Origin of the sequence: Paraburkholderia sp. GAS348, assembly GCF_050434205.1 — a bacterium.
GTDB lineage: Bacteria > Pseudomonadota > Gammaproteobacteria > Burkholderiales > Burkholderiaceae > Paraburkholderia.
This window is the reverse complement of record NZ_JBNPVT010000002.1, coordinates 516,589-538,404: the sequence shown is the minus strand read 5'-3', so window position 1 is coordinate 538,404 and position 21,816 is coordinate 516,589. Positions and strand designations below refer to the sequence as shown.

The following is a 21,816-nucleotide window of genomic DNA, read 5'->3' as shown; positions in this document are numbered from 1 at the left end:
TTATTCAATTTTATTACGGAGACGGCAACCGAGACGCGCCTGGCACAACCCCGATCACTAACGCACGAGGTTTATAGGGCGCAATTTCCCGGCGGGAGTGATTGATACCACGCAGCATCCTGCTCCGCGACGGATGAGCAGGTCGCGGGAGTCGCAGAACACCTCGGAACATCAGATCTGGGGTTGGGCTTCCTGTGTCGAATTGAATCATTTCGTCGCACGGGGTTTCAGCCTCGAGGAACAGTGGCGTAGGGATGGCCATTCATGAAGTCCCACGACAGCCCAACGGGGGTGAGAGATATATATTCGATACAGAAGTAGCATTCGACATGGCCGGTTCTCGCGTGGGGCACGCCTTCTGAAAGTGGTGTCATCACCTCTCGCTTCGGGGGAGGCAGAATTTGTTATATGGTTGAGAGAGGAGATGCCCGGCAGGTTATCTGGCGATGGAGTCTTATGGTGGTTCAGGAGGAGCCTGGTGCGGTGCTCAGTGCTCTCCAGACTACCTTCGTCATAGCGCGAAGTCCGTCGAGATCCGGAGTGTTCTTGCCTGCCCGACGTACAAAGATGAGCAAGCCCTGCAAGTTTGATGTGAGCAATGCGCCTCGCAGGGCGCAGTCCTCTGAAGACAATTCAGGATTGATCTTCGAGACCAGGCCTGCAAATATCTCCAGGTTTTGTCCGGTGATTTCCTCGAGCAGATCACGAGCGAAGTCCTCGTGTTCAGCCAAACTCCAGAGTTCAATCGCAAAGGCGCTGTAGTGGCTATTCGGCCGCGCCAGCGCGCTAAATGTCTCGTCGGCAATCTTGTCCAGACGTGCCAAAGGCGTAAGCGAACTATCCCTGGACAGTTTGCGATACAAATCGAGGTAGCGGTCGCCCATTGCCTCGACGGTAGCCCGCAGCAGGTCTTCCCTTGTGCGGAAGTAGTGCTGGAGCGTGCTCAACCGAAGACCGGCCTCACTCGCGACACGCCGCTGGTTGAACGCCGCATACCCGTCGGTGGCGAAGGCGTTTATTGAAATCTCGAGGATTTCAGGCACGCGAGTGGTTCGGTTTCCCCGTCGCCTGGTCTCGCCTGCCGGATTGGTGGCGGACATATCTTCCGCCGTAATGGTTAGTTGTTTCATTTCTCTTCCTCGTCGCGGGATGGCCAAAGAACCCGAAGCACCAATCGAACCTCGCTGAGCCTGCATGGAGGCAGGCAAAGATGCCACAAGCGGGCGAGCATCGGCCACATACTTCAGTATACTATAGGTCATGAAACCTGTAAAACATGTCAAAGTTTTATGTCTGATAATTATTTTTTGCCATAAATTCGCGAATTAATTGGTGTTTTCCCGATGCGACGCGGCTTGCATCTCAGTCTTTTGACTACTATTATAGGTCCATAGACCGAGAGAAGCGAACTGCCTGCCGTCGAGCGGATTCCCTGGCGATGACGGGCCAGAAGGCACGCCGCCCGGGTCGGGTGCGGAGAACTCGGGAAGCGTTTGAGGAGCAGGAGATGGATACGGAGGGGCGTTTGCGGTGGTTGATCGACAAATGGTTGACACCCGCACCCGGGCGGACGATCAGACTGACGCGATACAGCTATCCGGGCACTAGTCATAATCGTTGCATACGCATCGAGTCATCCCGGGCGACGGGACCTTTTGAACTGTTCTTTTTCCGGCATGACGATGGTCGGTGGTGCGTGTTTCCTCCCGGGCGGGAGCGGCACATGATGGGACGATACGGTCGTGTTGCATAGCTGTGCTGCCATGCATTGGTGGGGCTGTTCGAACCCTGGCATGTCAGTTGATGGACCGGCACCGAGAGTGTGCCGCCTTGTCAGGCGACAGTGTCAGAGAGACTGCTATTCCGTCGTTGACAAGGAGCAAGGTGCCGTCCGTTCGCGGGCCGTTGTTGGGCCGCTGATGCACCTATAAGTTCGCAATTTTTGCCTGCGCGCCACAAGCTACCATTGGTTATCGCAGACTTTACTTAAGAAGTTTTCCTTAGTTATGTTTGAAGAGCCATTCGGTGATTTTCAAGATGTTAGGGCTACTTATGACATGGTATGGCGAACAATCCCGCCAACCGTGCCGCACCACCTCCGTTTGGCTGGAAGTGCCGGTGGCAACCTCATCAGTGATAGTGGAAAGACCGGCGGCTTTTAAAAAGAGAAAGACAGACAGGAGATGCTCAGCATGGTCACCCCCCCAACGGCTCCCCGTGAACCGGATGTAGTCGATCGTCCGTATGTGCGCGGCAGGATGAATTTCACTTGGAACGTCGCAAGTGCGACGTCGAATCTGCTTGACCCATCGAAGACCTGTCGTCCGCTTGAGACCCGTGAGACCAGGATCTGGGACGCTTGCTCCACCCGGGGCAGTCTGGGCCTTGGCAGGGAAGGCTTCGTGCCGCTGGATCACTCCGGCAGCGTTTCGCACCTTCGGGATATCAAGCAACTGGACAAGTGCGAGAGTGCGCCATGAAGCGGTCATCGGTAATACGCTCTGTCAAGTCGGTTACTCTTATCGCATTGCCACTTGCGGTTGCAACGCAATCTCACGCATTTCAAATTGAGACTTCCGATCCAGATTTGGAAATACACTGGGACAATACAGTGTCCTATAACGGTGGAGTGCGCGTACAGGGCCAGAATCCTGCAATTCTGAACAATCCGAATTCTGGGATATCTGATAACAAATTTGGCAAGGGCGACCTGTTTGAAAATCGCGCCGACGTGCTCTCCGAGTTCGAACTGATCTACAAGAATCGGTATGGCTTCAGGGTCAGTGCAGAGGGTTGGTACGATGCAGCCTACCACAACACATCGGTTGGACCCGCTGCTGGGCCTGCGTCAGTTGGAATTCCATCGACGTACACAAACAACAAATATTCCAGCTATATCGACAAGTATTACCGTGGACCCGGCGGCCAACTGCTCGACGCCTTTGTATTCGGAACATTCGACGCTGGTTCCGTACCAATCAGCGTAAGACTGGGGCAGACATCTGTCTATTGGGGCGAAGCACTGTTCAATACCGCCAACAGCATTGCGTATGCGCAAGGACCGATTGACATCAACAAAGCAATAACGAGTCCAAGCGCCAAATTGAATCAATTGTTCCTGCCGGTCAGCCAACTGTCTATGTCTGCCCAGGTAACCCCCTCATTGTCGCTGGCTGGTCAGTATTTCCTGGACTGGATACCAAACCGCTATCCCGAAGGTGGGACCTATTTCGGAATCGCCGACTTCCTTTTTAATGGGCCTGACCGGCTCTTCACGGGATCGCCGCAGCAACCGTTCCTGCCCCGGTTGACTGCTCTGACGCCTCATTATCAGGGTAACTTTGGTGTAAACGCGCGTTGGCGGCCGGACTGGCTTTCGGGCGGTACCATCGGCGTCTACTTTCGTCGTCTGGCGGAGACGGCGCCTTACGAGGCGCCGCTAGTCAGTTCATCTGGCTACCGGCTTGTGTATAACGATAACGTCAAGCTATATGGCATCAGTCTGAGCAAGTCGATCGGCGACGTTAGCGTAGGCAGTGAAGTTAGCTATCGAGCTCACACAGCGCTCGCGAATGTCGGTATTGATCCGGCAACGAAGCAAGGTCCTATCGGCGACGTCATCAATGGCCTATTGAATGCCACGTATATCCTGCCGCGGACTCCTCTATGGAGCACCGGCTCAGTAGCCGCCGAGTTGGCTTATACGCATCTGCAACGGATTACAGCCCAGCCGCAGCTCTATAACGGAGTTGGGTCTGTTGCGTGCCAGAACGGCGGGACAAGCACGGGTTGCTCGACCCGCAACGCCGTCGCACTCACAGTCAACTTCGCTCCACAATACCTTCAGGTGTTGCCCGGTGTAGACCTGACTATTCCGATAACCGTTTCGACTGGACTAGCCGGCACCGGGCCGACCAACGGTTCGAGTTTTCAGCAAAGCTGGTCGTGGCAGGTCGGTGCATCGGCGGTGATCCGACAGAAGTACACGGTCGCGCTGTACTACGGCGGCTTTCATAGCCGATATCAACAGACGAGTGCCGCGGGTGCTCCCCTGGCGACAACGACCGGAGCCGGCCCCTATATGTACAACGATAAAGGATATGTGCTGCTAACGCTTCAGGCGGCGTTCTGAGATGAGGAGTGAAATCATGGGTTTGATTAAGAGTGCGATCGCAATGTCGGTGGCGATTCTTGTTGTGGGACACGCGTGCGCAGAAGTCACTGATAGCGAGGCTAAGGCGCTCGGAACAACGTTGACGGCGTTCGGTGCCGATCCTAAGGCGAGTGCGGACGGCCTGGTCCCTGCATATACAGGCGAGCCGATCAAGCCACCGGCAAGCTATAAGGAGGGGAGTGGGCGCTTCCCCGACCCGTTTTCAAGTGAGAAGCCGGTGGTCTCGATAACGCAGAAAAACATGGCGGAGTATAGCGATAAGTTGACTGAGGGAACGAAGGAACTCCTTAAGCGCTACCCTGATTTTCGTGTCGACGTATTCCCCTCACATCGGACCATGGTCTACCCACAAAGGGTACTCGAGACGACGAAGGAGCTGGCCCGCGCCGCGAGTCTGAGCTCCGATAACTTAAAGGTCGAGAACGCTTGGGGCGGCATTCCGTTTCCAATCCCGAAGCGTGGCGCGGAGGTAATCTGGAACTCCACGCTTGCTTACACACACTTCTCTCACGACGGCTTGAACAGCGCCTTTTTGGTCGACTCTTCCGGGAACGCGACGGAGGTCGGACGTAACAGGGTGATGGCCTACACGGCTTACTACGATCCCGCCGCGAAACCAGACCAGTGGTATAGGAAATGGACTACGACATTTGTCGGCCCACCGTCGTCGGTGGGTCAGAAGATCCTGGAGTGGCTGCCGTTGAATTATCAGAACGATGACGAGACGATCTATGCCTATACCCCTGGACTTAGACGTGTACGTCTCGCACCGGAGCTTACCTATGACACTCCCGTTTCCTTTATTGGTGGAGCTGAGCTTGGTGATGAGGTAAATCTATGGGACGGTAAGATGGACCGGTTTGATTGGAAAATTGTTGGAAAGAGGGAGATGATAATTCCTTATAACACCTATCGGTTTCACTTTGAAACGCCGTTGAGCCAGATGCTCGGAAAACACTTCATTTCACCCGATGCGCTGCGATGGGAGGTTCACCGGGTCTGGGTGGTACAGGCAGATTTGAAGCCCTCAGCGCGTCATGTTGTTTTACGGAGAACATACTATGTGGACGAGGACTCGTGGGCAATCGTCGCCACGGATGCATATGACCACTCTGGCAATATCTATCGCGCCGGCTTTGGACCACACTTCGTTCCGTACGGAGGCGTTCCGGATCAGCCATTTCTTAATCAGTTTATTTACGATTTCTCAAAGGGCAACTATTCGATGGCTGGCATTGAAACCCCCAGTGGATTTTATAGAGTCTTGCCGGACGTGCCATTTAAGTCGGGGTTGACTCCGGATGCGCTGGCCGGTGCAGGCGTGCGGTGATTGAAGTGTCTGTGAGACGCAACCGCAAGTGGTACGGAAGCAGACTCTTGACAAACAGTACCTGGTGAAGAAACGGGAATGTCAAATGCCTACTAGACTCTTGCTATTCGTGTTGGGTCTCACCCTCTCTTTCTGGGCATTTGCGACCACGGGTTTTGTTGACCCGCTTGTTACTGCCGCGCCCAGCGTATCGCGTCCTTCACGCTCGCCGTTGACTGCGATCACCACTGCTGGAGACCGGCTGGTCGCAGCAGGGTGGCGCGGGCTGATCATGTATTCCGATGATGGCGGTGAATCCTGGAGGCAATCCTCGGTGCCTGTTTCCGTGGATCTGACGGCGGTTGCATTTCCGACTCCAACCGACGGTTGGGTAGTTGGGCATGATGGCCTCATATTGCATAGCGACGACGCCGGCAAGACCTGGCACAAACAAATGGATGGCGTGGAAGCGAGCAAGCTGACGATCGCGTATTACCAGAAAAAAGTCGAGGAGGGAGACCAGCGGGCACGTTCGCTGCTCGATGATGCGCGAGCGCACGAGAAGGATAATGCGAGTATCCCGCTCCTGTCGGTTCTTTTCCTGAATGCCCGAGAGGGATTCGCGGTTGGATCGTTCGGCTTGTCAATGCACACGTCAGACGGTGGCCGGCATTGGCTGCCCTGGGGTGACCACATGGATAACCCAGAGGGACTTCATCTGTTCGGCCTATGCGAGCTGAACGGCAGTTTGTATATCGCGTCAGAGAAGGGAACAGTGTTCGTACGGCGACCGGGAGAGCAGCAGTTCGTCCGCGAACTGACGGGCTATCGAGGCAGCCTCTTCGGGGTAGTCAGCGTCCGAGACGTCGTCGTTGCCTACGGGCTACGCGGCACGGGATTCAGGTCGATTGATGGTGGGCGAACGTGGTCAGCAGTCGAGACTGGGACGGGCGCGACTATTACCGCAGGAACTGCATTGCCTAACGGACGACTGGCTTTGGTTGACGTTGCTGGCTCGGTTACTCAGAGTGATATCGGCATGACGCGATTTTCGATTTCGTCAAGAGTGCGTATGCCAATGCTCACTGGAATAGCTTCGCCCAAGCGGCAAGGATGGGTGGTAATTACAGGAGTCGCGGGGAATCAGGTCGTGGATGCCCACGTGGCTCCGTGACGGTTTACGCGAAGCGAATCTTACACCAACTGTGCAGCGGTTCTTAACGGTTGTCGCGATGAGGACGTAAATGGGACCGATAATTGATAGTTCCGGCAGCTTTCCAGTTGTGGGAAAACTGGAGGAATTCGATACCACCAGCGGTGGCCCTCTGGAGCGGATGATTTTCAATCATCGGGGGTGGATCGTGTTCGCATTTCTGATAGTTTCGGCGCTTCTCACGCTCAGTGCTAGCAAGCTATCCATTAATGCCAGCTTCGAAAGCATGATTCCTCAGTCACACCCTTATATTAAAAACTACTTTGATAATAGGGGCGCACTACGAGGGCTTGGCAATTCGGTGCGAATCATAGTTGAATCGAAAAACGGGACGATTTTTGACTCCTCTTATATAGGAAAACTAAAGAAAATAAATGACGCATTGTTTTTACTTCCCGGTGTCGACCGGTCATGGATGAAGTCCCTATGGACGCCTTCCGTTCGGTGGACTGAAGTTACCGAGGAAGGGTTTCAGGCAGGTCCCGTGATGCCGGACCACTACGATGGATCCAAGGAGGCGCACTCGGCGCTGGCGGTCAATATTGTGCGCGCTGGTCTGGTTGGAAGTCTGGTCGGGAAAGACTACAAGTCGACGATGATTGTAGTGCCGTTAGTTGATACGGATCCCGCAACCGGTAAGGCTCTGGATTACGTATCCTTTTCGAATGAGATCAGCAAGCAGGTGCTTAGCCAGGCAGACAGTGATACAAAAATTCACGTTATAGGTTTCGCGCAGCTTGTGAGCAATCTAATTCATGGGCTGCGGCAATTTCTCCTCTTTTTTTGCATTTCAGTGGCAATCGCTACGGCATTTGTGCGCTGCTATACCCGCTGTTGGCGCAGTACGACTATATTAGTGGGAGCTTCCTTGATCGGCGTAATCTGGATGCTCGGTCTGATGAGACTTTTAGGATACTCGTTGGATCCGTACTCGATATTGGCTCCGTTTCTGATATTTGCTATCGGTCTCAGTCACGGGGCGCAGAAGATGAACGGGATCATGCAGGACATTGGGCGCGGCGTTCACAAGTATGTGGCGGCTCGATACACGTTCCGTAGGTTGTTCGTCACTGGTTTTACCGCATTGCTGACAAATGTTGTTGGATTCGCGGTGCTGATGGTAATTGACATTCCCGTTATAAGGGGGCTTGCCATAGCGACGAGCGTTGGCGTATGCGTACTCATTTGCACGAAGTTGATATTGGTTCCTGTGGCGCTGTCTTACATCGGAGTGAGTGAGGAGGCCGCGACAAGGTCAGTGAGCGAGAATTCAAAGGGAACAGGAATTGGGCGACGCCTCGCGCGACTGCTGACGCCCTTTACTGCGCAAAAAGGCGCAGCCGTCGCTGTCATTTTGGCAGGACTGATGGGCGGTTCTGGTTATGTGATCAGTCGACACTTGGAAACTGGGGACCTCAATTCAGGGGCGCCCGAACTTCGGCCGCGGTCGCAATACAATCTCGACGTGGCGTATGTTACTCAGCACTACGGGTTCACAGACGATCAGTTCGCAGTTATGGTCAAGACGCCTTCCGGAGGATGCAGCAAATTCGAGACACTACTCGAAGAAGATCGACTGGGCGTACAGCTCATGAATACGCCAGGCGTCGAGGGTGTCACCTCTCCAGCGGCACTCGTTAGAGGCATTTCCGCGGCCAACAACGAAGGGAATCCGAAATGGATGACGATAAGTCGCGATCCGTTGGTGATTGCACCGGCGATGCAGCAGGTCATCGCCAACTATCCGGAGCTAGTTAACAGTGACTGTTCCGTTGTCCCGATCATTGCACATTTGACGGATCATCGTGCCGAGACGTTGGAGAGAATGGTACGAACAGTTCAGGCCTTCGCATTGCAGCACGATGCTCCTGACAGAAAATTTTTGCTTGCGGCAGGCTCTGCGGGGATAGAGGCGGCCACCAACATCGTAGTTGAGCAGGCAAATCATTTGATTCTGGTTCTTCTGTATTCTGCCGTTGTGGTGCTGTGCTTTATAACGTTTCGAAGTATTAGCGCAGTCGTGGTCGCGGTACTGCCACTTGTCCTGACCTCTGTGCTTTGTGAGGCGTTGATGGTGGTACTCGGGATCGGTGTAAAGGTAGCGACGCTCCCGGTCATCGCTTTGGGGGTTGGCGTCGGAGTCGACTATGCACTCTATCTTCTGAGCATCCAGTTGGCACTGCAGCGGCGAGGTGCGACGCTCGCGGAAGCATATCAAGGAGCAGTCGAATTCACAGGAAAAGTAATAGTGCTTGTCGCTCTGACGCTCGCAGCTGGCGTGGCGACATGGGGGTTCTCTGCGATCAAATTCCAAGCGGATATGGGAATCCTCCTGATGTTTATGTTTCTCTGGAATATGGTCGGCGCTCTCGTTTTGATTCCTGCACTATCGCATTTCTTGCTGAGAGGGGTTGTACAGAAGAGGAGTCAACCACTGGACGCACCCGCTTCGGATAAGGGTCGAAGCTCGGACGCCACGGTGGATGATGCCGTGTTGACGGAACCAGCGAGTCGATCTACCTGAATCGTGGGGGGCGAAGAGTGGGAGCTGGTTTTTTCGTGGCGTCGCGTCTCGGGCAAACCTGGAGCGGTTAACGCGCGGGCTGATCGGATCGACATGCATTGATGTGAAATCGTGGTGATCGACAGGCGTCTGACGGACTTCTCGATGCATTGGGTGTATGGGCGTTATGTCGACGGAAAGGCAACTCACTTATATTTAGGAGGATGTATGCAAGTTGAGGAAAGCTGGCGAGACATTGAGGAAATCAAACAATTGAAGGCCAAATATGTCCGTTACGGAGATACCCAGCAATGGGAGAAGTTTAGAGAGCTCTTCACGGAGGACTTCGTAGGTGTGTATGAGGTCATTCCACGCTCCTCCAGTGAAGAGTCCAATACGGCGAGCATCGAGGGCCGGGACAAGTTCATCGGAGGAATGGCGGTTTTGCTCAAAGGAGCTCGCACCGTACATCAGGCCTTTCTTCCTGAAATTACATTGTCTAGTCCGACAACCGCAGAAGGTATCTGGGCGATGCATGACTGGGTGCAGATGCCGACCAGCGAATTTCAAGGATGGGGCCACTATCACGAGCGATATGTGAAGGTTGACGGAGTTTGGAAGATCGAATACAGCCGAACCACACGGCTTCGGACGTGGGAAAAATTCATCTGAAGACTGGAGGTCAGGATGTTCTTTCATCACATTTGCATTGTTACGACCGATCTCGACCGGCAGGTGGATTTCTGGCAAAAAATTATGGGTTTTAGTCTTAGGGTACGGACGATCATCCCAGATGGGGAGAATTGGGCGCCAACCGTCCTTGCGCCTCGCGCGTTGCTAGCGGATCTCTATAAGACACCCGGTGCAAAGGCAGACGTTGCGGTCATGGTCTCAGAACAGGGCGCAATCATGGAACTGCTTGCACCAATTGTGCCAGAAGTTCAGAAGACACCAGCTGATAAGTTGCTTTATAAAGATAGCGGAATTCGTGAGATTGCCCTCGCAATTGAAGGCATCGATACGTTTTATAACAAGGTGCGCGCGGCTGGCTACAAGACTCAAACGGAGTATGTTTGGCCTGCCGCCAATTTGGGGAGAACGTTCATTTTTTACGATCCCGATGGAAATATGATTCAGATGTGGGAGCATAACCCTGATGCTGTTGATAGCATTCGCGCAAATTGACCTAACTCTAGAAAGGACATGCCGTGAGAGTGGTGGAACTTACCGGTGTCGGTGTTGATGCGCTGCGGGTAACGGATCGTAAAGAGGGAGCTGTTGCTGCCGGTTTGGTCCGTCTCAAAGTGAAAGCGATCTCACTTAACTATCGTGACTTGTTCGTAGTCAAGGGATATATGCCAGTCCAATACCCGCTTATCCCGCTATCGGATGCCGTCGGAGAAGTGGTCGAAGTAGGTGCTGGCGTAAATCGTGTGAAGACGGGTGACCGCGCAATTGCGACCTATTATCCCGATTGGCTCGATGGCACGATCGCTCCGCATAAGTTCGAAAGGGACCGCGGGGGTACATATGACGGCGTTGCCACAGAATATCTGGTCGTCTCCGAGGCTGAGCTTGTCAAAGTACCGGATTTTCTCAGCGACGCCGAGGCGGCGACGCTTCCCTGTGCCGGGGTTACTGCCTGGTCGGCGATAACTGAGAGTTCGAATATTAAGGCGGGAGACGCTGTCCTTGTCCAGGGCACCGGTGGTGTGTCCTTAATGGCGTTGCAATTTGCCATGGCCGCCGGCGCCGAGACTTTCATCATTTCGTCGAGCGATGCGAAGTTGGAGCGCGCGAAGGCGCTTGGTGCGCATCACACAATCAATTACTCTCACACTCCAGGTTGGGGGAAGACTGTGTCGGAGCTGACGGGTGGGCGCGGCGTTGACCTCGTTGTGGATGTGGCAGGATCCACACTTGGTGAATCGCTCGTTGCAGTGGCCAATGGTGGGCATATCTCACAGGTCGGCATTCTCGGAGGGATGGAGGCGAGCCTGCCCATTTACTTATTGATGACCAAGTCTGCTCATATCGACGGGATCATGTCCGGCAGCCGGGATGCGGCGGAGGTCATGATGCGCGCTATCGCAATCGGGAAGGTCAAGCCGGTGGTCGATAGCGTTTTCGGGTTCTCCGAAATTCCAGCCGCTCTCGAACATCTGGATAGCCGCAATCATTTCGGCAAGATCGTCATCACGGTTGATTAACAGGCACGAGGATCTGGTCCATAACGGAGGTACCCGAGGTTATTCGACAAATGAAAAATCAGGAATCTGCTCGATCGTCTGATCTCCAGAACCGTTACCGTGCCGGTCTACTGCTTTCCGAAACACTCGTAGTCAGTAGCCGTTTCACCCGGACGCCGAGACGGCGACCGTACCGATTTTGGTCAACGCCTCGGTCATCTCCACCAAAATCGGCGGAGTTCGGCCCAGTTTTCTGCACGCCCCAACCGCACGAATCGATGATAAATCGACGACCGCGCGTGAGGTGTCGATCTGGTCTGCCGCACACAGTTCGGCCAGCAACAGTTGGTGTAGTTGCGCCCAGACGTCAACCCCCTGCCAGTTGCGCAGACACGTTCAATGTTTTCGAATGCGGCGTCAGACTCGGCGCGTCATTTGGCCTATTCAATTGAGCTTCATGAATAACGCGTGGGGCCTGACCGGTGGTTAAGAGTTGCGAAAAGGCTCTCCGGTTCGTTCGGACTGACCGCATTTCGTCAGCCGAAATATGCGACCGCTACGCCACTAGGCACGCCGACGTGGTCCGCGACTTCTACGTTCGGTTAAAACTGGCGAGCATAACGAGGCGAAACCTCGTCACATAAATTGACAGTGAGCTGTGCTGCATTGTCGAAGGGTGGCGTAATGAGGCCAGCAGAAGCGGGAGTAAAACGCGGATTCGAACGGTTTCAAGATTGCGGTTTTCTTGCCGGTTTTGGCAACCGGATTGTCGGGCGGTTCGCGCATCGGTATCGGGTCTCGCCAACTCGCGTCTTCGAACTTTTGAAATGATATACGCTGCGCGCACCCAAAGCGGACCTGGGCGTCAATTAAGAGAGGAGGTGCACACTATGTCTAACTATCTTGTTTACACCTGCCAGGCGGTGAGAGACCGGGCGGGACTTGAGCGCTACTGGCGAGACGCGCCGGCGGTCTACCCCAAGAATAATGTCGATGTGCTCGCAGGGTATGGCCCCTGCGAGGTGCTCGACGCAGATCAGGATGAGCGCGTCGAAGGAGTTGTTATAGCTGAGTTCCCGCCCTTTGAGCAGACGGTCGAGTGGTTCAACGGTGACGCATACGTCCAGGCCCGCAAAGACCGAACGAATAGCAACGACTATCTCGGCGTGGTCGTGGAGAGTGGGGTCGCTCCTGTCAGTCAACACAGCGCCGACAAGCCTGTCTACGTCATCGCCATTTGCCGTGAAATACTCGACCAGGGGGCGCTCAATACCTATTGGCAGCGCGTGAATGAAACGCTGGCGGATTACCAGGCCCAGGTTCTAATGGATCATGGCAGGTTCTTGATCCTGGAAGGACAGGGTCCCGTGCAGGGCGTAACGGTCTATGAATTCCCCTCAAGGGATGCCGCAAAAAGTTGGCATGACAGCGCGGCTTATCGGGAGGCCCGGCAACATCGGAAAACGAGCGCAAAGTATCTGGTCGTCCTGACAGAAAGCGGAGTGCCGCCCGTCGAGCAACGGATGCCGCACACCAGAGTGGCTGGCTCAACAACGCCCCGGTAAATTTTAAGATTCACGTCGTCGGCAAACGGTGGCACATTACGGCATGTCGCAGCTGCAACCTCGAGGAAACGGCGATCGTCCTCATCGGCATGTTCGAGGTCGACGAGATGCAGCGCGCACTCCAGTCCCTCGAACGATTCCAGCAAACTATTGCATCTACCGGTTGAATCCGCCGGTGCAGAGCCGACGTTCGAGTGTCAAGAGCTACGGTGAGAGAGAACTACTCTTCATGGCCGGTAGTACTCCATCGGTATCTGGCGAAATAGCGGCCGCACGGACCTCGTCGAACTGGTTCAGTTGCTGCCGGTAAGGACGGCGCTAGATTTCAGTCTGCTTAGAGCTCTCCAGCGCATCGCCAATTTTGATGCCAAGGTATTGCGCCGTACTCTCCAATTTCGTCGCATGCGCATGCGCATGCGCATCACGTCGCGTACGCGAGTAACGATGTACACGGAGTATTGGCGACCGTCTGCACCTCAAGGCGCCGGTTTCGCCTGCCCATTCTGGCCGGCGCTCGTCAGCGCATTTCGTTCCGCTCGATGTTTGGCGGCAACCTTCTCTTGCGCAGCCTGAAGATCTGCGGGATATGAGCCGTCATCGCCCTGGGACGGGTTGTAACCCGCTGCCTCCAGTTCGTAGAGTTGATGCATGACCTCTGCGCGCGTGACTCGATGTGTAAGCGGGTCAGGCATGGTTTGCGCAAGCACGCCAGCTGAAGCCGACATCAGAATCGCGCCAGCGACCGCCAGGTTGCGCAGCGACTGGTCGAATAACCGAATTTGTGAGACTGATTTCATGGCAATACTCCAGATGTATCAAGTTGATTAATTTCAGACTCCTGAGTGTTTCGCGAGTATCAAGCGATATGCATTGAGTAGACTGCGTTTGATCGCCGAATATTCCCGGGCCTGAAAAAAGAGGCACGGGCACCCTTTGGAACGCCCGAAATAATTTCTAACAAGATGGGAATAAACGTGCGGCCGACCTGGTAAACGCTGTCATCCGGCCTCGTCGTCAAGCCGGATGGAGCGATGCGCGAACGACCGGGAGGTCGGTTGACGTTGTTGAGCAGGTCGCGCGTGGTGTGGAACACGGGTATCCATGGTGCGGATGCGCCAATATCTTGCGGGTTAATTGCATGTAATCTGGGGATCACTCAATGAAGAAGCAACTTCTGGCATTAGCAACGCTGTGCCCGCTGGCAGGTGTCGTCCATGCGCAAAGCAGCGTGACGTTGTACGGCCTGATCGATGAAGGATTCGAGGCCGTCAGCAATGTACCGGTGGCTGGCAAGGCCGGCGGTGGCACCAAATACGCGCTCGATGCCATCAACGGACTGAACGGCACACGCTGGGGTTTGCGAGGCACCGAGGATCTGGGTGCTGGTATTGCCGCGATATTCACGCTTGAGAATGGTTTCGACCTCAATACCGGCAAGCTCGGGCAGGGCGGTGCCGAGTTCGGCCGCCAGGCTTTCGTCGGCTTGAGCAGCAGCCGGTTCGGTACGCTCACGCTCGGCCGTCAGTACGACAGCGTGGTGGACTATCTGGGCAACTTCGAATTCGGCGATTCGAATGTTGGTACAGCGCACTCGGCTCACCCAGGCGATTTGGATAACTTCAATAACAGCCGTCGAACCAACAATGCGATCAAATTCAGGAGCATCGATTATTCAGGGTTGACGTTCGGCGGCGTTTACAGCCTGGGAGGTGTGGCAGGGTCGTTCACGACTGACCAGGTCTATTCGCTCGGGGCGGGCTACAAGCAGGGGCCGCTGGCCATGGGCGTGGCATACCTGAACGTGAAGAACCCGGCGGCTTCACTGTTCGGCAGCAACCCCACCGATACGGCAACATCTAACGGACTGACGGGCACACCGGTGTTTAGCGGCTACGCCACAGCGCAGTCGTATCAGGTTATTGGCTGGGGCGGTTCCTATGCGCTCGGACCTGCTGTGTTCGGCGCAACCTATTCGAACATCCGGTTCGGTGATATCGCGGCGCTGGGGCGCGGCACGGCGGTGTTCAATGATGCCGAAGCGAGCTTCCAGTACCACGTGACGGCCGCTTTTCTCGCGGGCATTTCTTATAACTACACGCGCGGCAGCGAGGTAACGGGCAAGGTCGGCGGTGTGAACTACAACCAGTTCGCCATCGGCGCGAATTACACGTTGTCGCCGCGCACCGACGTTTATGCAGCTGTCGTCTATCAGGCGGTCAACGGCCGGGATTCGACGGGAACACCTGCCGTCGCAAACGTGAACGGCGTATCGCCGTCGACTAATCAGCATCAGACGGTGGGTAGGGTGGGGATCCGTACGCGGTTCTGATCGTCACATGTCGACGCGTGACGTAACTGTCGTGCTACCGAGTGGCGCTCGGGGGAGCGAAGGGGAATAAGGCCACCGGTTCGACGGTCAACAATGCGGAGCGTCATGCTGCCGGGGTAACCCGGCAGCCAATCTCAGACGCTCGTTTACTTAAGGAGTCGTGGCGCGAAATCAAAATCGTTGAATCGACTTGTCGTGCTATCCATACCTGATTCGGTTTTTGTGAACGCCGCGCTGTTGGCAGCATCGAACTGTGTACGCGCAAACGTCGCTGGGGATCGGCGCACTTCACATAACGCGTGCAGAGGTTACTTACGAGCTCGAAAAGCTGAAGTTAGCCGGATATAGCGCCTTCTCCAGGCGTTGATCCGTACTACCCCCGACATTCAGGCGGGCAACAGCAGGTCGAAGGCAAACTTCAAGCGGAATAGAATGCGCTAATTGGCGGTACCGACGCGGCGCAGACCCGAGCCATTCCTTGATCAAGATTGACGATACATCTATGAGAAACTCCTTCCTGAACGGCTCCACTGCACGCGGCGTCGTCGCCGCGTTGAGTCTCGCGATCGCGCAACTGGCGAACGGCCATGCCTATCCAAAACGTCAGGTGCCGCCCGCTGAGGCTAGCATGTCTGTTTCGCCCAGGGAGGTGTCGATCGATTTCGATGACGGACTCGAAGCGGCATTTAGCGCGATCACGGTGACGGATACACAGCGGAGGTCCGTGACGCTTGGTAAGTCGATGGTCGATTCGTCGAACCCTAAACACATGTCGGTGCTGCTGAACCCGCTAACGCCCGGTGTGTATACCGTCACGTGGGTTGCGGTTGCCGCCGACGGCCATCGTACGGAAGCCGAATACACCTTCACGGTCAGATAGCGGCGATCTTGCCTGGCGTTGTGTTTGCAACAGGAGTTCAGTGATTCTTTCTGCAATCTTCGGCGCTCAAGCCCGTTGCGCAATTGGCGCGCGATGGAAGCGCCGACGGTCGCGGGTGCCGATGAGTGATGACGTCGGTGCACCCATAAGAGGTCGGAAGCGTGCAAATAGTCGGCCCTTAATTCCCGAAAAGTCGGGGCCGTAGGGTGGGTCGACGATTGCCTGTTGAACTCCTGCTTGCCGAGGACGCGCTCAAATTGCGCGGCTTGTTCAACTTAACCTTAAAGGAATTCCCTGCTGATATCGACGCTCGATCGTTGACCGACGTGGTGGTAGTTCTCCTCGAGCCACGCCCCGGCCTCGCTCCGTCCCTTATCACGCAATGAGCAGAGAAAGTTCCAGTCGGCGTTGTACTTGCTCGACACACCGAGTGCGGCCATAGTCTGGTCGGACCGAATCGAGTGAATCAACATTTCCTTCATCCCGTCGGGCTCAATCCTTCTTTGCTGGATCAGCTTGGTTACGAAAGCGATTGCGCGCATCTCTCGCATCAGTGACGAATTGAAGCTCACTTCGTTCATGCGGTTGAGGATATCGGCCGGCGTGGTTGGTACGCCGGGGCGCACAATCGGATTGATGTGGACGATCACGACATCGTGTGTTGCGCAGTTATAGATCAGTGGGAAAATGGCCGGGTTACCGACATAGCCTCCGTCCCAGTAATGTTCACCGTTGATCTCTACCGCCTGGAACAGCGTTGGGAGGCAGGCCGAAGCAAGCACCGCCTCTATACACAGTTCCTGACCAGAAAAGATTCGTACTTTGCCGGTCTCAACGTTGGTTGCGCATAGATATAGATGTATCGGGCAATGTCTGCGCAGCGCGTCGAAATCAACGTGCTGGTTCAGTATGTCGCGCAGCGGATTCATGTTGTGGGGATTGAACTGGTACGGTGACAGGACGCGAAGAACGATGTCCGCCAGGAGGTACATGGGCGAGTGGTCCAGTCCGAACGTGTGGGTTCCTTTTAACCACGGTATTTTGCCGAAGGGATCGTAGCTCTCCGCCGATTGTGCAACGGCGCGCCAGAAGTCGTGCAGCGCCTGGCGCGCGTCGTCGGAATCACCCGTTAGTAGACCGTGGGCCAGGACTGCGGCATTCATTGCACCTGCACTGGTGGCGCTGACGCCTTCAATTGAAAGCCGGCCGTCCTCCAGCAGGCGGTCGAGCACGCCCCAGGTGAACGCTCCGTGCATCCCACCGCCTTGCAGTGCGAGTGCGATCGTCTTCTGCGCGATCGGCCGCTTTCTGTTTGTCGTCGCCATCGAAACCTCCTCAATGCCGGGTCCAGCCACGCCCTCGATCGGCTACCCGTCCCGGCCGTTTTCGCACCCTATGATCAGGCGACGCCATGCCAGCCTGACCTGGCTCTGAATATAAAGGCCTGTCACGTCAATGTTTACGTCCTGTGAAGACATTCGAGTGAAGCCAAGGTATCCAAAAAAATACTACATTGCGTCGCGGCGACGCACGATGTTATGTCTCTACTGCCCGTGTCTTTAAGGCGGAACATATCGATTGACCAACTCGAAAGGGGTGGCCTTGAGACCGTGGATGATGACTTGCTCTGCGTGTTCGCGGGTGCCCTCAGGCGAAAGCGGCAAGCTGATCCCGGACTGGACCATTTATCCCTCTCTTGAACGACATATCTGTTATGCCAGTAGCGCGCCCGGACGCCGCGGATTGCCGGACAAACTCGGCCTGAATCCGCACGGTTACGTCGTCGCCTACGGCCGGGAACCACGTCGACAGCCCAAACCGCGCGCGGCTGAAGTGGCCTTCTGCCGAGAAGCCTAGAGTGTCTTTTTTCGTCAGTGGATCGGGTGCGAAGCCGTTGAACGTCACGTCAAGTGTGACTGATTGAGTGATGCCGCGGATCGTCAGATCGCCGGTCAACGTGCCGTGAGCGGCTCCTGTACGTTCGAAACGCGTGCTGACAAACCGGATCTGCGGATAGCGCGTCACGTCGAACATATCAGCGCCTTTGACGAGCTTGTCGAGGAGGGGCACGTTGGTATCCACGCTGGCGGCATCGATGGTCGCCACGACTGAACTCCTGTCGAGCCCGTCTTCGTTCCAATCGAGCTTTGCGGTCGCGCGATCGAGGCGCATCATGAAGCGTGAATACTTGAAGTGATCGACATCAAATGTAATGCTCCAGTGGTGCGGATCAAGTTCGTATTGACCTGGCGGCACTCGCGTTTCAGACTGGCTGACGGTGTGCGTGACCACCCGGAGTGGCGTGCATGAAGCGACTATCGCGAGCACCGAAATCCACAGCGCACGCGCGACGATCGCATGAACGGAATGCTTATTCATCGCTTTCATCCCAGTGCCCGACCAGCGTAACAGGAGCGCAGGCGACGCGACCAACACTGGATCCAGTCAGTGTGTCGTTGACGGTCCGCCAGCGCGCATTCGAATCAGCCATGTGACATGCCTGCATTCGATGGCGATCAGACTTCCGATTCAATGCAGCAAGCCATCTGCGGTACATCATGCATCAACCCGGCTCGTCTTGACGCTCAATTCTTCGGCGGCGGCACGACATAGGTCCTCACGCCGGCTAGTGGCGATCCGTATCCACCAGACTGCGTATTGTTCGGCAAACCATTGGCGAGTTGCGCCCGCGGATCCGTCGGATTCAGATTCAGCTCTCCCGCCTGCCGATCACCGTGGGTGGGATACTCGCTTCCGCGTGCAGCCAGCGGCATCAACCGGGTGCTGTTTTCAGGCGAGTTGATATCGTCATATGGGCTGAGACCTTGCGCCGCGACGCTGCCTGCGGCGATACACGATACCGCTAGCAGGAGTCCTCTCAATGCCATCAGTGCTCGCGGTACGCTCGCTCTCGTGAATACGATTTTCATATCAAACTCCTTAAGGTGCCAAAAACGTGAGATCGGCCCGTTTTTGGATATGCAATGAGTAGACGCTGTTTCGTCGCCGGATATTCCCGCGGCCTGTGGAAAAAGGGAAATTTGCGTGGCCTAAACACTTACAAATGAGATCGATTGCGATGTGAGTAATCGAGCCGCGATCCCCTTTGCATGCCACTGCGTCCTCTTATGGAAAATGTCAGGGATACTTCTTGTCCTGCGAAAGAGAGTAGGGAATAAGGATGCCGGTTAAGTGGTTTACCCGTGCAGAGCGTCGTACGTTGGAGTCAAGTGGACTGTGGACATCACGCGCTCGAAAACCAAGGAGTAGCATCATGAAATCGAATTCGCTTAATCGACTTGTTGGTCAATCCGCGCGTGGTTCGCTCATCGTGAGTGCGGTGCTGATGGCAACGTCAACCTGTGTGTACGCGCAAACGTCGGCGGAGCCCGGCGCGCATCAGGTCACCCGTGCCGAAGTGCGGCAAGAACTCAAGGAGTTGGCGGCGGTCGGATATCACCCTGTGCCCAATGATCTCTACTACCCAGAGGACATTCAGGCGGCGGAACAAAGGTTGGAGGCCAAACATCAAGCGCAACAGGATGCGCTGACGGGGGGAAGCCAGATGGCGCAGACGAAGCACACGCCATGAATGCGACGGATTGCGCGTACAGGTCGCACACGGTTTCTCGAGGCCGGGCAGGGTCGGTTTGAGGTTCGCCCATCGATAGTTAAGAACAACGCTTTCGGCTTGACGAGGAACGCAGGCAAAAAGGTGCAGGTCTCGCGTTGCTCAGCAACTGACAACCGGCCTTGCGTGCTGCTGGTAGAAAACGCCACGATGCAAGGCGTCTGGCAAGTAGACAACAACAGTGAGCGGCATCGGAGGCGCACCGTTTTTGCGGTGCGCCCCTGTCCGCGATCACCAGCCATCTGCCATACACATTTGTTGCCCGTGATACCAGACATGAGGAGAACTGTCATTCAGGAGCCGAAGTACGGCTGGCAGTAGCTGACTGGACCTACGCATTCGTTGCTGCCGGCCTGGGGCAGGGACGTGCATCCCGCAGCCATCAGTCCCGCGAAGGCGGCAGGGAGCCAGACTGCGCGGCGGATGCGCGACGAAGCTTTCCTGCCTACGGGCCGGCTGCGCAGACCTGGAATGCCGTTCGCCGCCTTGTGGTCGCGGGCTGCGCCAGCGCTGTACGCGCCGGGGATCGGGCTTTCGCGAAGATCAAACTGGTTCATTTTCGCATCTCCTGTATTCAATTGGAGCGGGGGCTGCAGGTCTTCGCACTTTCAGGCGCGGCCTCGCATGGCCATGAGCATGTCAATCGAGGTGCACAATTGTCTAGCTATGTAGACGCTGTTTCGTCGCTGGATATTCCCGCATCTTCAATAAAACACAATTGGCCGACAGCAAAATCAGGTCGCCGTCGGCTCGTCAGCATCAGGCGGCGGATCGGTATTGGTCACCGATTCTGATCAAGTCGCGGTTACGTGCGTGACAATGCGATCCTGGTACGCGGCCACCGCAGCCAACCAGGGTGCGAACCGGTTGCGCCGACCCCACGACCACATTCGAAATGTGCAGCGAGCTGGAATAAAACGGATGACCCGGCAGTCTATGTATTGAATCCAGTCCGGAGGCCCGTCGGATAATCTGGCGGTCTACCTCCTGAACCTAATCGTGAGGGCACTATGTCGTCAGATCTTCCATCCGATCCGTCGCGCCGCGGCGCGTTGAAATGTCTTGCCTTCGGTGGCGTAGGCACCGTCTTTGTCCTGGCCGGCGGTATTCTCACGCCGGTGGAATTAGCCCTCGCCGCCACGGCGAAGGATTCGTCAGTTGCCTCGGGTGTTCCCCTATTTCTGCAGATCAGTGATTCTCATATAGGCTTCAACAAGGAGGCCAATCCGGATGTCGCCGGTACGCTCAAGCAGACGATTGATTTTGTCAACGCCATGCCGCTCAAGCCGGCGCTGACGATTCACACAGGCGACATTACTCATCTCTCCAAACCGGCAGAGTTCGACCTCGCGGCCCAATTGTTGTCGGGCCTGAATATCACCGAGCTGCATACCGTGCCCGGCGAACATGATGTGACAGATGGGCCAGGGACGGAATACTTCAACCGTTTCGGTCAAGCCTCGGACAATAAAGGTTATTACAGCTTCGACCACAACGGCGTGCACTTTATCGGGCTCGTCAACGTCATGCATTTCAAGCCGAATGGATTGGGAGGCTTGGGTGACGACCAGCTCGCCTGGCTGGAGAACGATCTGAAGGGGCGTTCGTCCAGCACGCCGATTGTCATCTTCGCGCACATGCCGATGTGGACGATTTACGAACCGTGGGGGTGGGGCACCGGCGATTCCGGCCAGGCGATGAGCTATCTGAAGCGCTTTGGTTCGGTCACCGTCCTGAACGGGCATATCCATCAGATCGTGTCGAAGGTGGAGGGCAATATCACCTTCCATACAGCGCGCTCGACGGCGTATCCCCAACCGACGGCCGGCAATGGCCCCGGCCCCATGCCGCTGACGGTGGCGAGCGATCAGCTTCCGAGGATGCTTGGCGTGACCAGCATCAAGATCGCGCGCCACCCGCTGAAGGCGACACTTACCGACACGACACTCGTCTGATTCCGGACACCACTCACCCACAAGGATCCTAATCATGCGAACCACTTTCTTTCGTCGCGCCTTCGTCG

At 55.7% G+C, this 21,816-nt stretch carries 18 protein-coding genes; 12 read left to right on the top strand and 6 right to left on the bottom strand.

Features of this window, described 5'->3' with window-relative positions; all coding sequences use genetic code 11:
- Nucleotides 1-464 precede the first annotated feature (464 nt).
- Nucleotides 465-1,130, bottom strand: a complete 666-nt coding sequence (locus tag P3T22_RS05400) for a TetR/AcrR family transcriptional regulator (protein WP_429324449.1) — start codon at nucleotides 1,128-1,130, stop codon at nucleotides 465-467.
- A gap of 1,346 nt (nucleotides 1,131-2,476) precedes the next feature.
- Between P3T22_RS05400 and P3T22_RS05395 the strand changes: the two genes are divergently transcribed.
- The 8 genes from P3T22_RS05395 to P3T22_RS05360 all read left to right on the top strand — a co-directional run bounded on the left by P3T22_RS05395 (nucleotide 2,477) and on the right by P3T22_RS05360 (nucleotide 12,953).
- Nucleotides 2,477-4,132 (top strand): DUF1302 domain-containing protein, encoded by a 1,656-nt coding sequence (locus P3T22_RS05395; protein WP_429324448.1) that lies wholly within the window; start codon nucleotides 2,477-2,479, stop codon nucleotides 4,130-4,132.
- Nucleotides 4,133-4,148: 16 nt separating this feature from the next.
- On the top strand, nucleotides 4,149-5,504 hold the full coding sequence (locus P3T22_RS05390; protein WP_429324447.1) for a DUF1329 domain-containing protein: 1,356 nt from the start codon (nucleotides 4,149-4,151) through the stop codon (nucleotides 5,502-5,504).
- 85 nt (nucleotides 5,505-5,589) lie between these two features.
- Nucleotides 5,590-6,657, top strand: coding sequence for a WD40/YVTN/BNR-like repeat-containing protein (locus P3T22_RS05385; protein ID WP_429324446.1), 1,068 nt, complete (start codon nucleotides 5,590-5,592; stop codon nucleotides 6,655-6,657).
- A gap of 70 nt (nucleotides 6,658-6,727) precedes the next feature.
- Nucleotides 6,728-9,220 carry an efflux RND transporter permease subunit gene (locus P3T22_RS05380; protein ID WP_429324445.1) on the top strand — a complete coding sequence of 831 codons (2,493 nt, stop codon included), beginning with the start codon at nucleotides 6,728-6,730 and terminating at the stop codon, nucleotides 9,218-9,220.
- Nucleotides 9,221-9,427: 207 nt separating this feature from the next.
- Nucleotides 9,428-9,871: a nuclear transport factor 2 family protein gene (locus tag P3T22_RS05375; RefSeq protein ID WP_429324444.1), complete on the top strand. Its 444-nt coding sequence runs from the start codon at nucleotides 9,428-9,430 to the stop codon at nucleotides 9,869-9,871.
- A gap of 15 nt (nucleotides 9,872-9,886) precedes the next feature.
- Complete coding sequence (locus P3T22_RS05370; protein WP_429324443.1) at nucleotides 9,887-10,384, top strand: VOC family protein; 498 nt, start codon at nucleotides 9,887-9,889, stop codon at nucleotides 10,382-10,384.
- A 23-nt stretch (nucleotides 10,385-10,407) separates the two neighbouring features.
- The gene (locus tag P3T22_RS05365; RefSeq protein ID WP_429324442.1) at nucleotides 10,408-11,409 is read left to right on the top strand and encodes a zinc-dependent alcohol dehydrogenase family protein; all 1,002 of its coding nucleotides are present in this window, start codon (nucleotides 10,408-10,410) and stop codon (nucleotides 11,407-11,409) included.
- An 869-nt stretch (nucleotides 11,410-12,278) separates the two neighbouring features.
- A complete protein-coding gene (locus P3T22_RS05360; RefSeq protein ID WP_429324441.1) occupies nucleotides 12,279-12,953 on the top strand; it encodes a DUF1330 domain-containing protein in 675 nt (224 codons plus the stop codon).
- 476 nt (nucleotides 12,954-13,429) lie between these two features.
- Here P3T22_RS05360 and P3T22_RS05355 read toward each other — a convergent pair whose 3' ends face one another.
- A complete protein-coding gene (locus P3T22_RS05355) occupies nucleotides 13,430-13,750 on the bottom strand; it encodes a DUF4148 domain-containing protein (RefSeq protein WP_429324440.1) in 321 nt (106 codons plus the stop codon).
- Nucleotides 13,751-14,112: 362 nt separating this feature from the next.
- On the opposite strand from P3T22_RS05355, the gene P3T22_RS05350 reads away from it, so the two are divergent.
- Nucleotides 14,113-15,282 (top strand): porin, encoded by a 1,170-nt coding sequence (locus tag P3T22_RS05350; RefSeq protein ID WP_429324439.1) that lies wholly within the window; start codon nucleotides 14,113-14,115, stop codon nucleotides 15,280-15,282.
- A gap of 502 nt (nucleotides 15,283-15,784) precedes the next feature.
- Nucleotides 15,785-16,162 carry a copper resistance protein CopC gene (locus P3T22_RS05345; RefSeq protein WP_429324438.1) on the top strand — a complete coding sequence of 126 codons (378 nt, stop codon included), beginning with the start codon at nucleotides 15,785-15,787 and terminating at the stop codon, nucleotides 16,160-16,162.
- A gap of 281 nt (nucleotides 16,163-16,443) precedes the next feature.
- Here P3T22_RS05345 and P3T22_RS05340 read toward each other — a convergent pair whose 3' ends face one another.
- The 3 genes from P3T22_RS05340 to P3T22_RS05330 form a co-directional block, all read right to left on the bottom strand.
- Entirely contained in the window at nucleotides 16,444-17,487 is a 1,044-nt protein-coding gene (locus tag P3T22_RS05340) for a patatin-like phospholipase family protein (protein WP_429324437.1), read from the bottom strand.
- Nucleotides 17,488-17,809: 322 nt separating this feature from the next.
- On the bottom strand, nucleotides 17,810-18,541 hold the full coding sequence (locus P3T22_RS05335; protein ID WP_429324436.1) for a YceI family protein: 732 nt from the start codon (nucleotides 18,539-18,541) through the stop codon (nucleotides 17,810-17,812).
- Nucleotides 18,542-18,747: 206 nt separating this feature from the next.
- Nucleotides 18,748-19,050 (bottom strand): hypothetical protein, encoded by a 303-nt coding sequence (locus P3T22_RS05330; RefSeq protein ID WP_429324467.1) that lies wholly within the window; start codon nucleotides 19,048-19,050, stop codon nucleotides 18,748-18,750.
- Nucleotides 19,051-19,436: 386 nt separating this feature from the next.
- Here P3T22_RS05330 and P3T22_RS05325 point away from each other — a divergent pair, with 386 nt between their 5' ends.
- Nucleotides 19,437-19,754: a DUF4148 domain-containing protein gene (locus tag P3T22_RS05325; protein WP_429324435.1), complete on the top strand. Its 318-nt coding sequence runs from the start codon at nucleotides 19,437-19,439 to the stop codon at nucleotides 19,752-19,754.
- A gap of 332 nt (nucleotides 19,755-20,086) precedes the next feature.
- On the opposite strand, the gene P3T22_RS05320 is transcribed toward P3T22_RS05325, so the two are convergent.
- On the bottom strand, nucleotides 20,087-20,350 hold the full coding sequence (locus P3T22_RS05320) for a hypothetical protein (protein WP_429324434.1): 264 nt from the start codon (nucleotides 20,348-20,350) through the stop codon (nucleotides 20,087-20,089).
- A gap of 453 nt (nucleotides 20,351-20,803) precedes the next feature.
- Between P3T22_RS05320 and P3T22_RS05315 the strand changes: the two genes are divergently transcribed.
- The gene (locus P3T22_RS05315) at nucleotides 20,804-21,748 is read left to right on the top strand and encodes a metallophosphoesterase family protein (protein ID WP_429324433.1); all 945 of its coding nucleotides are present in this window, start codon (nucleotides 20,804-20,806) and stop codon (nucleotides 21,746-21,748) included.
- Nucleotides 21,749-21,816 lie beyond the last annotated feature (68 nt).

What these genes read in the sequence shown, in the direction of transcription:
- P3T22_RS05320 (WP_429324434.1), bottom strand. Translation starts at nt 20,350, where the DNA reads ATGAACCAGTTTGATCTTCGCGAAAGCCCGATCCCCGGCGCGTACAGC.
- P3T22_RS05340 (WP_429324437.1), bottom strand. Translation starts at nt 17,487, where the DNA reads ATGGCGACGACAAACAGAAAGCGGCCGATCGCGCAGAAGACGATCGCA.
- P3T22_RS05345 (WP_429324438.1), top strand. Translation starts at nt 15,785, where the DNA reads ATGAGAAACTCCTTCCTGAACGGCTCCACTGCACGCGGCGTCGTCGCC.
- P3T22_RS05360 (WP_429324441.1), top strand. Translation starts at nt 12,279, where the DNA reads ATGTCTAACTATCTTGTTTACACCTGCCAGGCGGTGAGAGACCGGGCG.
- P3T22_RS05395 (WP_429324448.1), top strand. Translation starts at nt 2,477, where the DNA reads ATGAAGCGGTCATCGGTAATACGCTCTGTCAAGTCGGTTACTCTTATC.
- P3T22_RS05400 (WP_429324449.1), bottom strand. Translation starts at nt 1,130, where the DNA reads ATGAAACAACTAACCATTACGGCGGAAGATATGTCCGCCACCAATCCG.
- P3T22_RS05385 (WP_429324446.1), top strand. Translation starts at nt 5,590, where the DNA reads ATGCCTACTAGACTCTTGCTATTCGTGTTGGGTCTCACCCTCTCTTTC.
- P3T22_RS05325 (WP_429324435.1), top strand. Translation starts at nt 19,437, where the DNA reads ATGAAATCGAATTCGCTTAATCGACTTGTTGGTCAATCCGCGCGTGGT.
- P3T22_RS05315 (WP_429324433.1), top strand. Translation starts at nt 20,804, where the DNA reads ATGTCGTCAGATCTTCCATCCGATCCGTCGCGCCGCGGCGCGTTGAAA.
- P3T22_RS05370 (WP_429324443.1), top strand. Translation starts at nt 9,887, where the DNA reads ATGTTCTTTCATCACATTTGCATTGTTACGACCGATCTCGACCGGCAG.
- P3T22_RS05390 (WP_429324447.1), top strand. Translation starts at nt 4,149, where the DNA reads ATGGGTTTGATTAAGAGTGCGATCGCAATGTCGGTGGCGATTCTTGTT.
- P3T22_RS05380 (WP_429324445.1), top strand. Translation starts at nt 6,728, where the DNA reads ATGGGACCGATAATTGATAGTTCCGGCAGCTTTCCAGTTGTGGGAAAA.
- P3T22_RS05355 (WP_429324440.1), bottom strand. Translation starts at nt 13,750, where the DNA reads ATGAAATCAGTCTCACAAATTCGGTTATTCGACCAGTCGCTGCGCAAC.
- P3T22_RS05335 (WP_429324436.1), bottom strand. Translation starts at nt 18,541, where the DNA reads ATGAATAAGCATTCCGTTCATGCGATCGTCGCGCGTGCGCTGTGGATT.
- P3T22_RS05350 (WP_429324439.1), top strand. Translation starts at nt 14,113, where the DNA reads ATGAAGAAGCAACTTCTGGCATTAGCAACGCTGTGCCCGCTGGCAGGT.
- P3T22_RS05330 (WP_429324467.1), bottom strand. Translation starts at nt 19,050, where the DNA reads ATGGCATTGAGAGGACTCCTGCTAGCGGTATCGTGTATCGCCGCAGGC.
- P3T22_RS05375 (WP_429324444.1), top strand. Translation starts at nt 9,428, where the DNA reads ATGCAAGTTGAGGAAAGCTGGCGAGACATTGAGGAAATCAAACAATTG.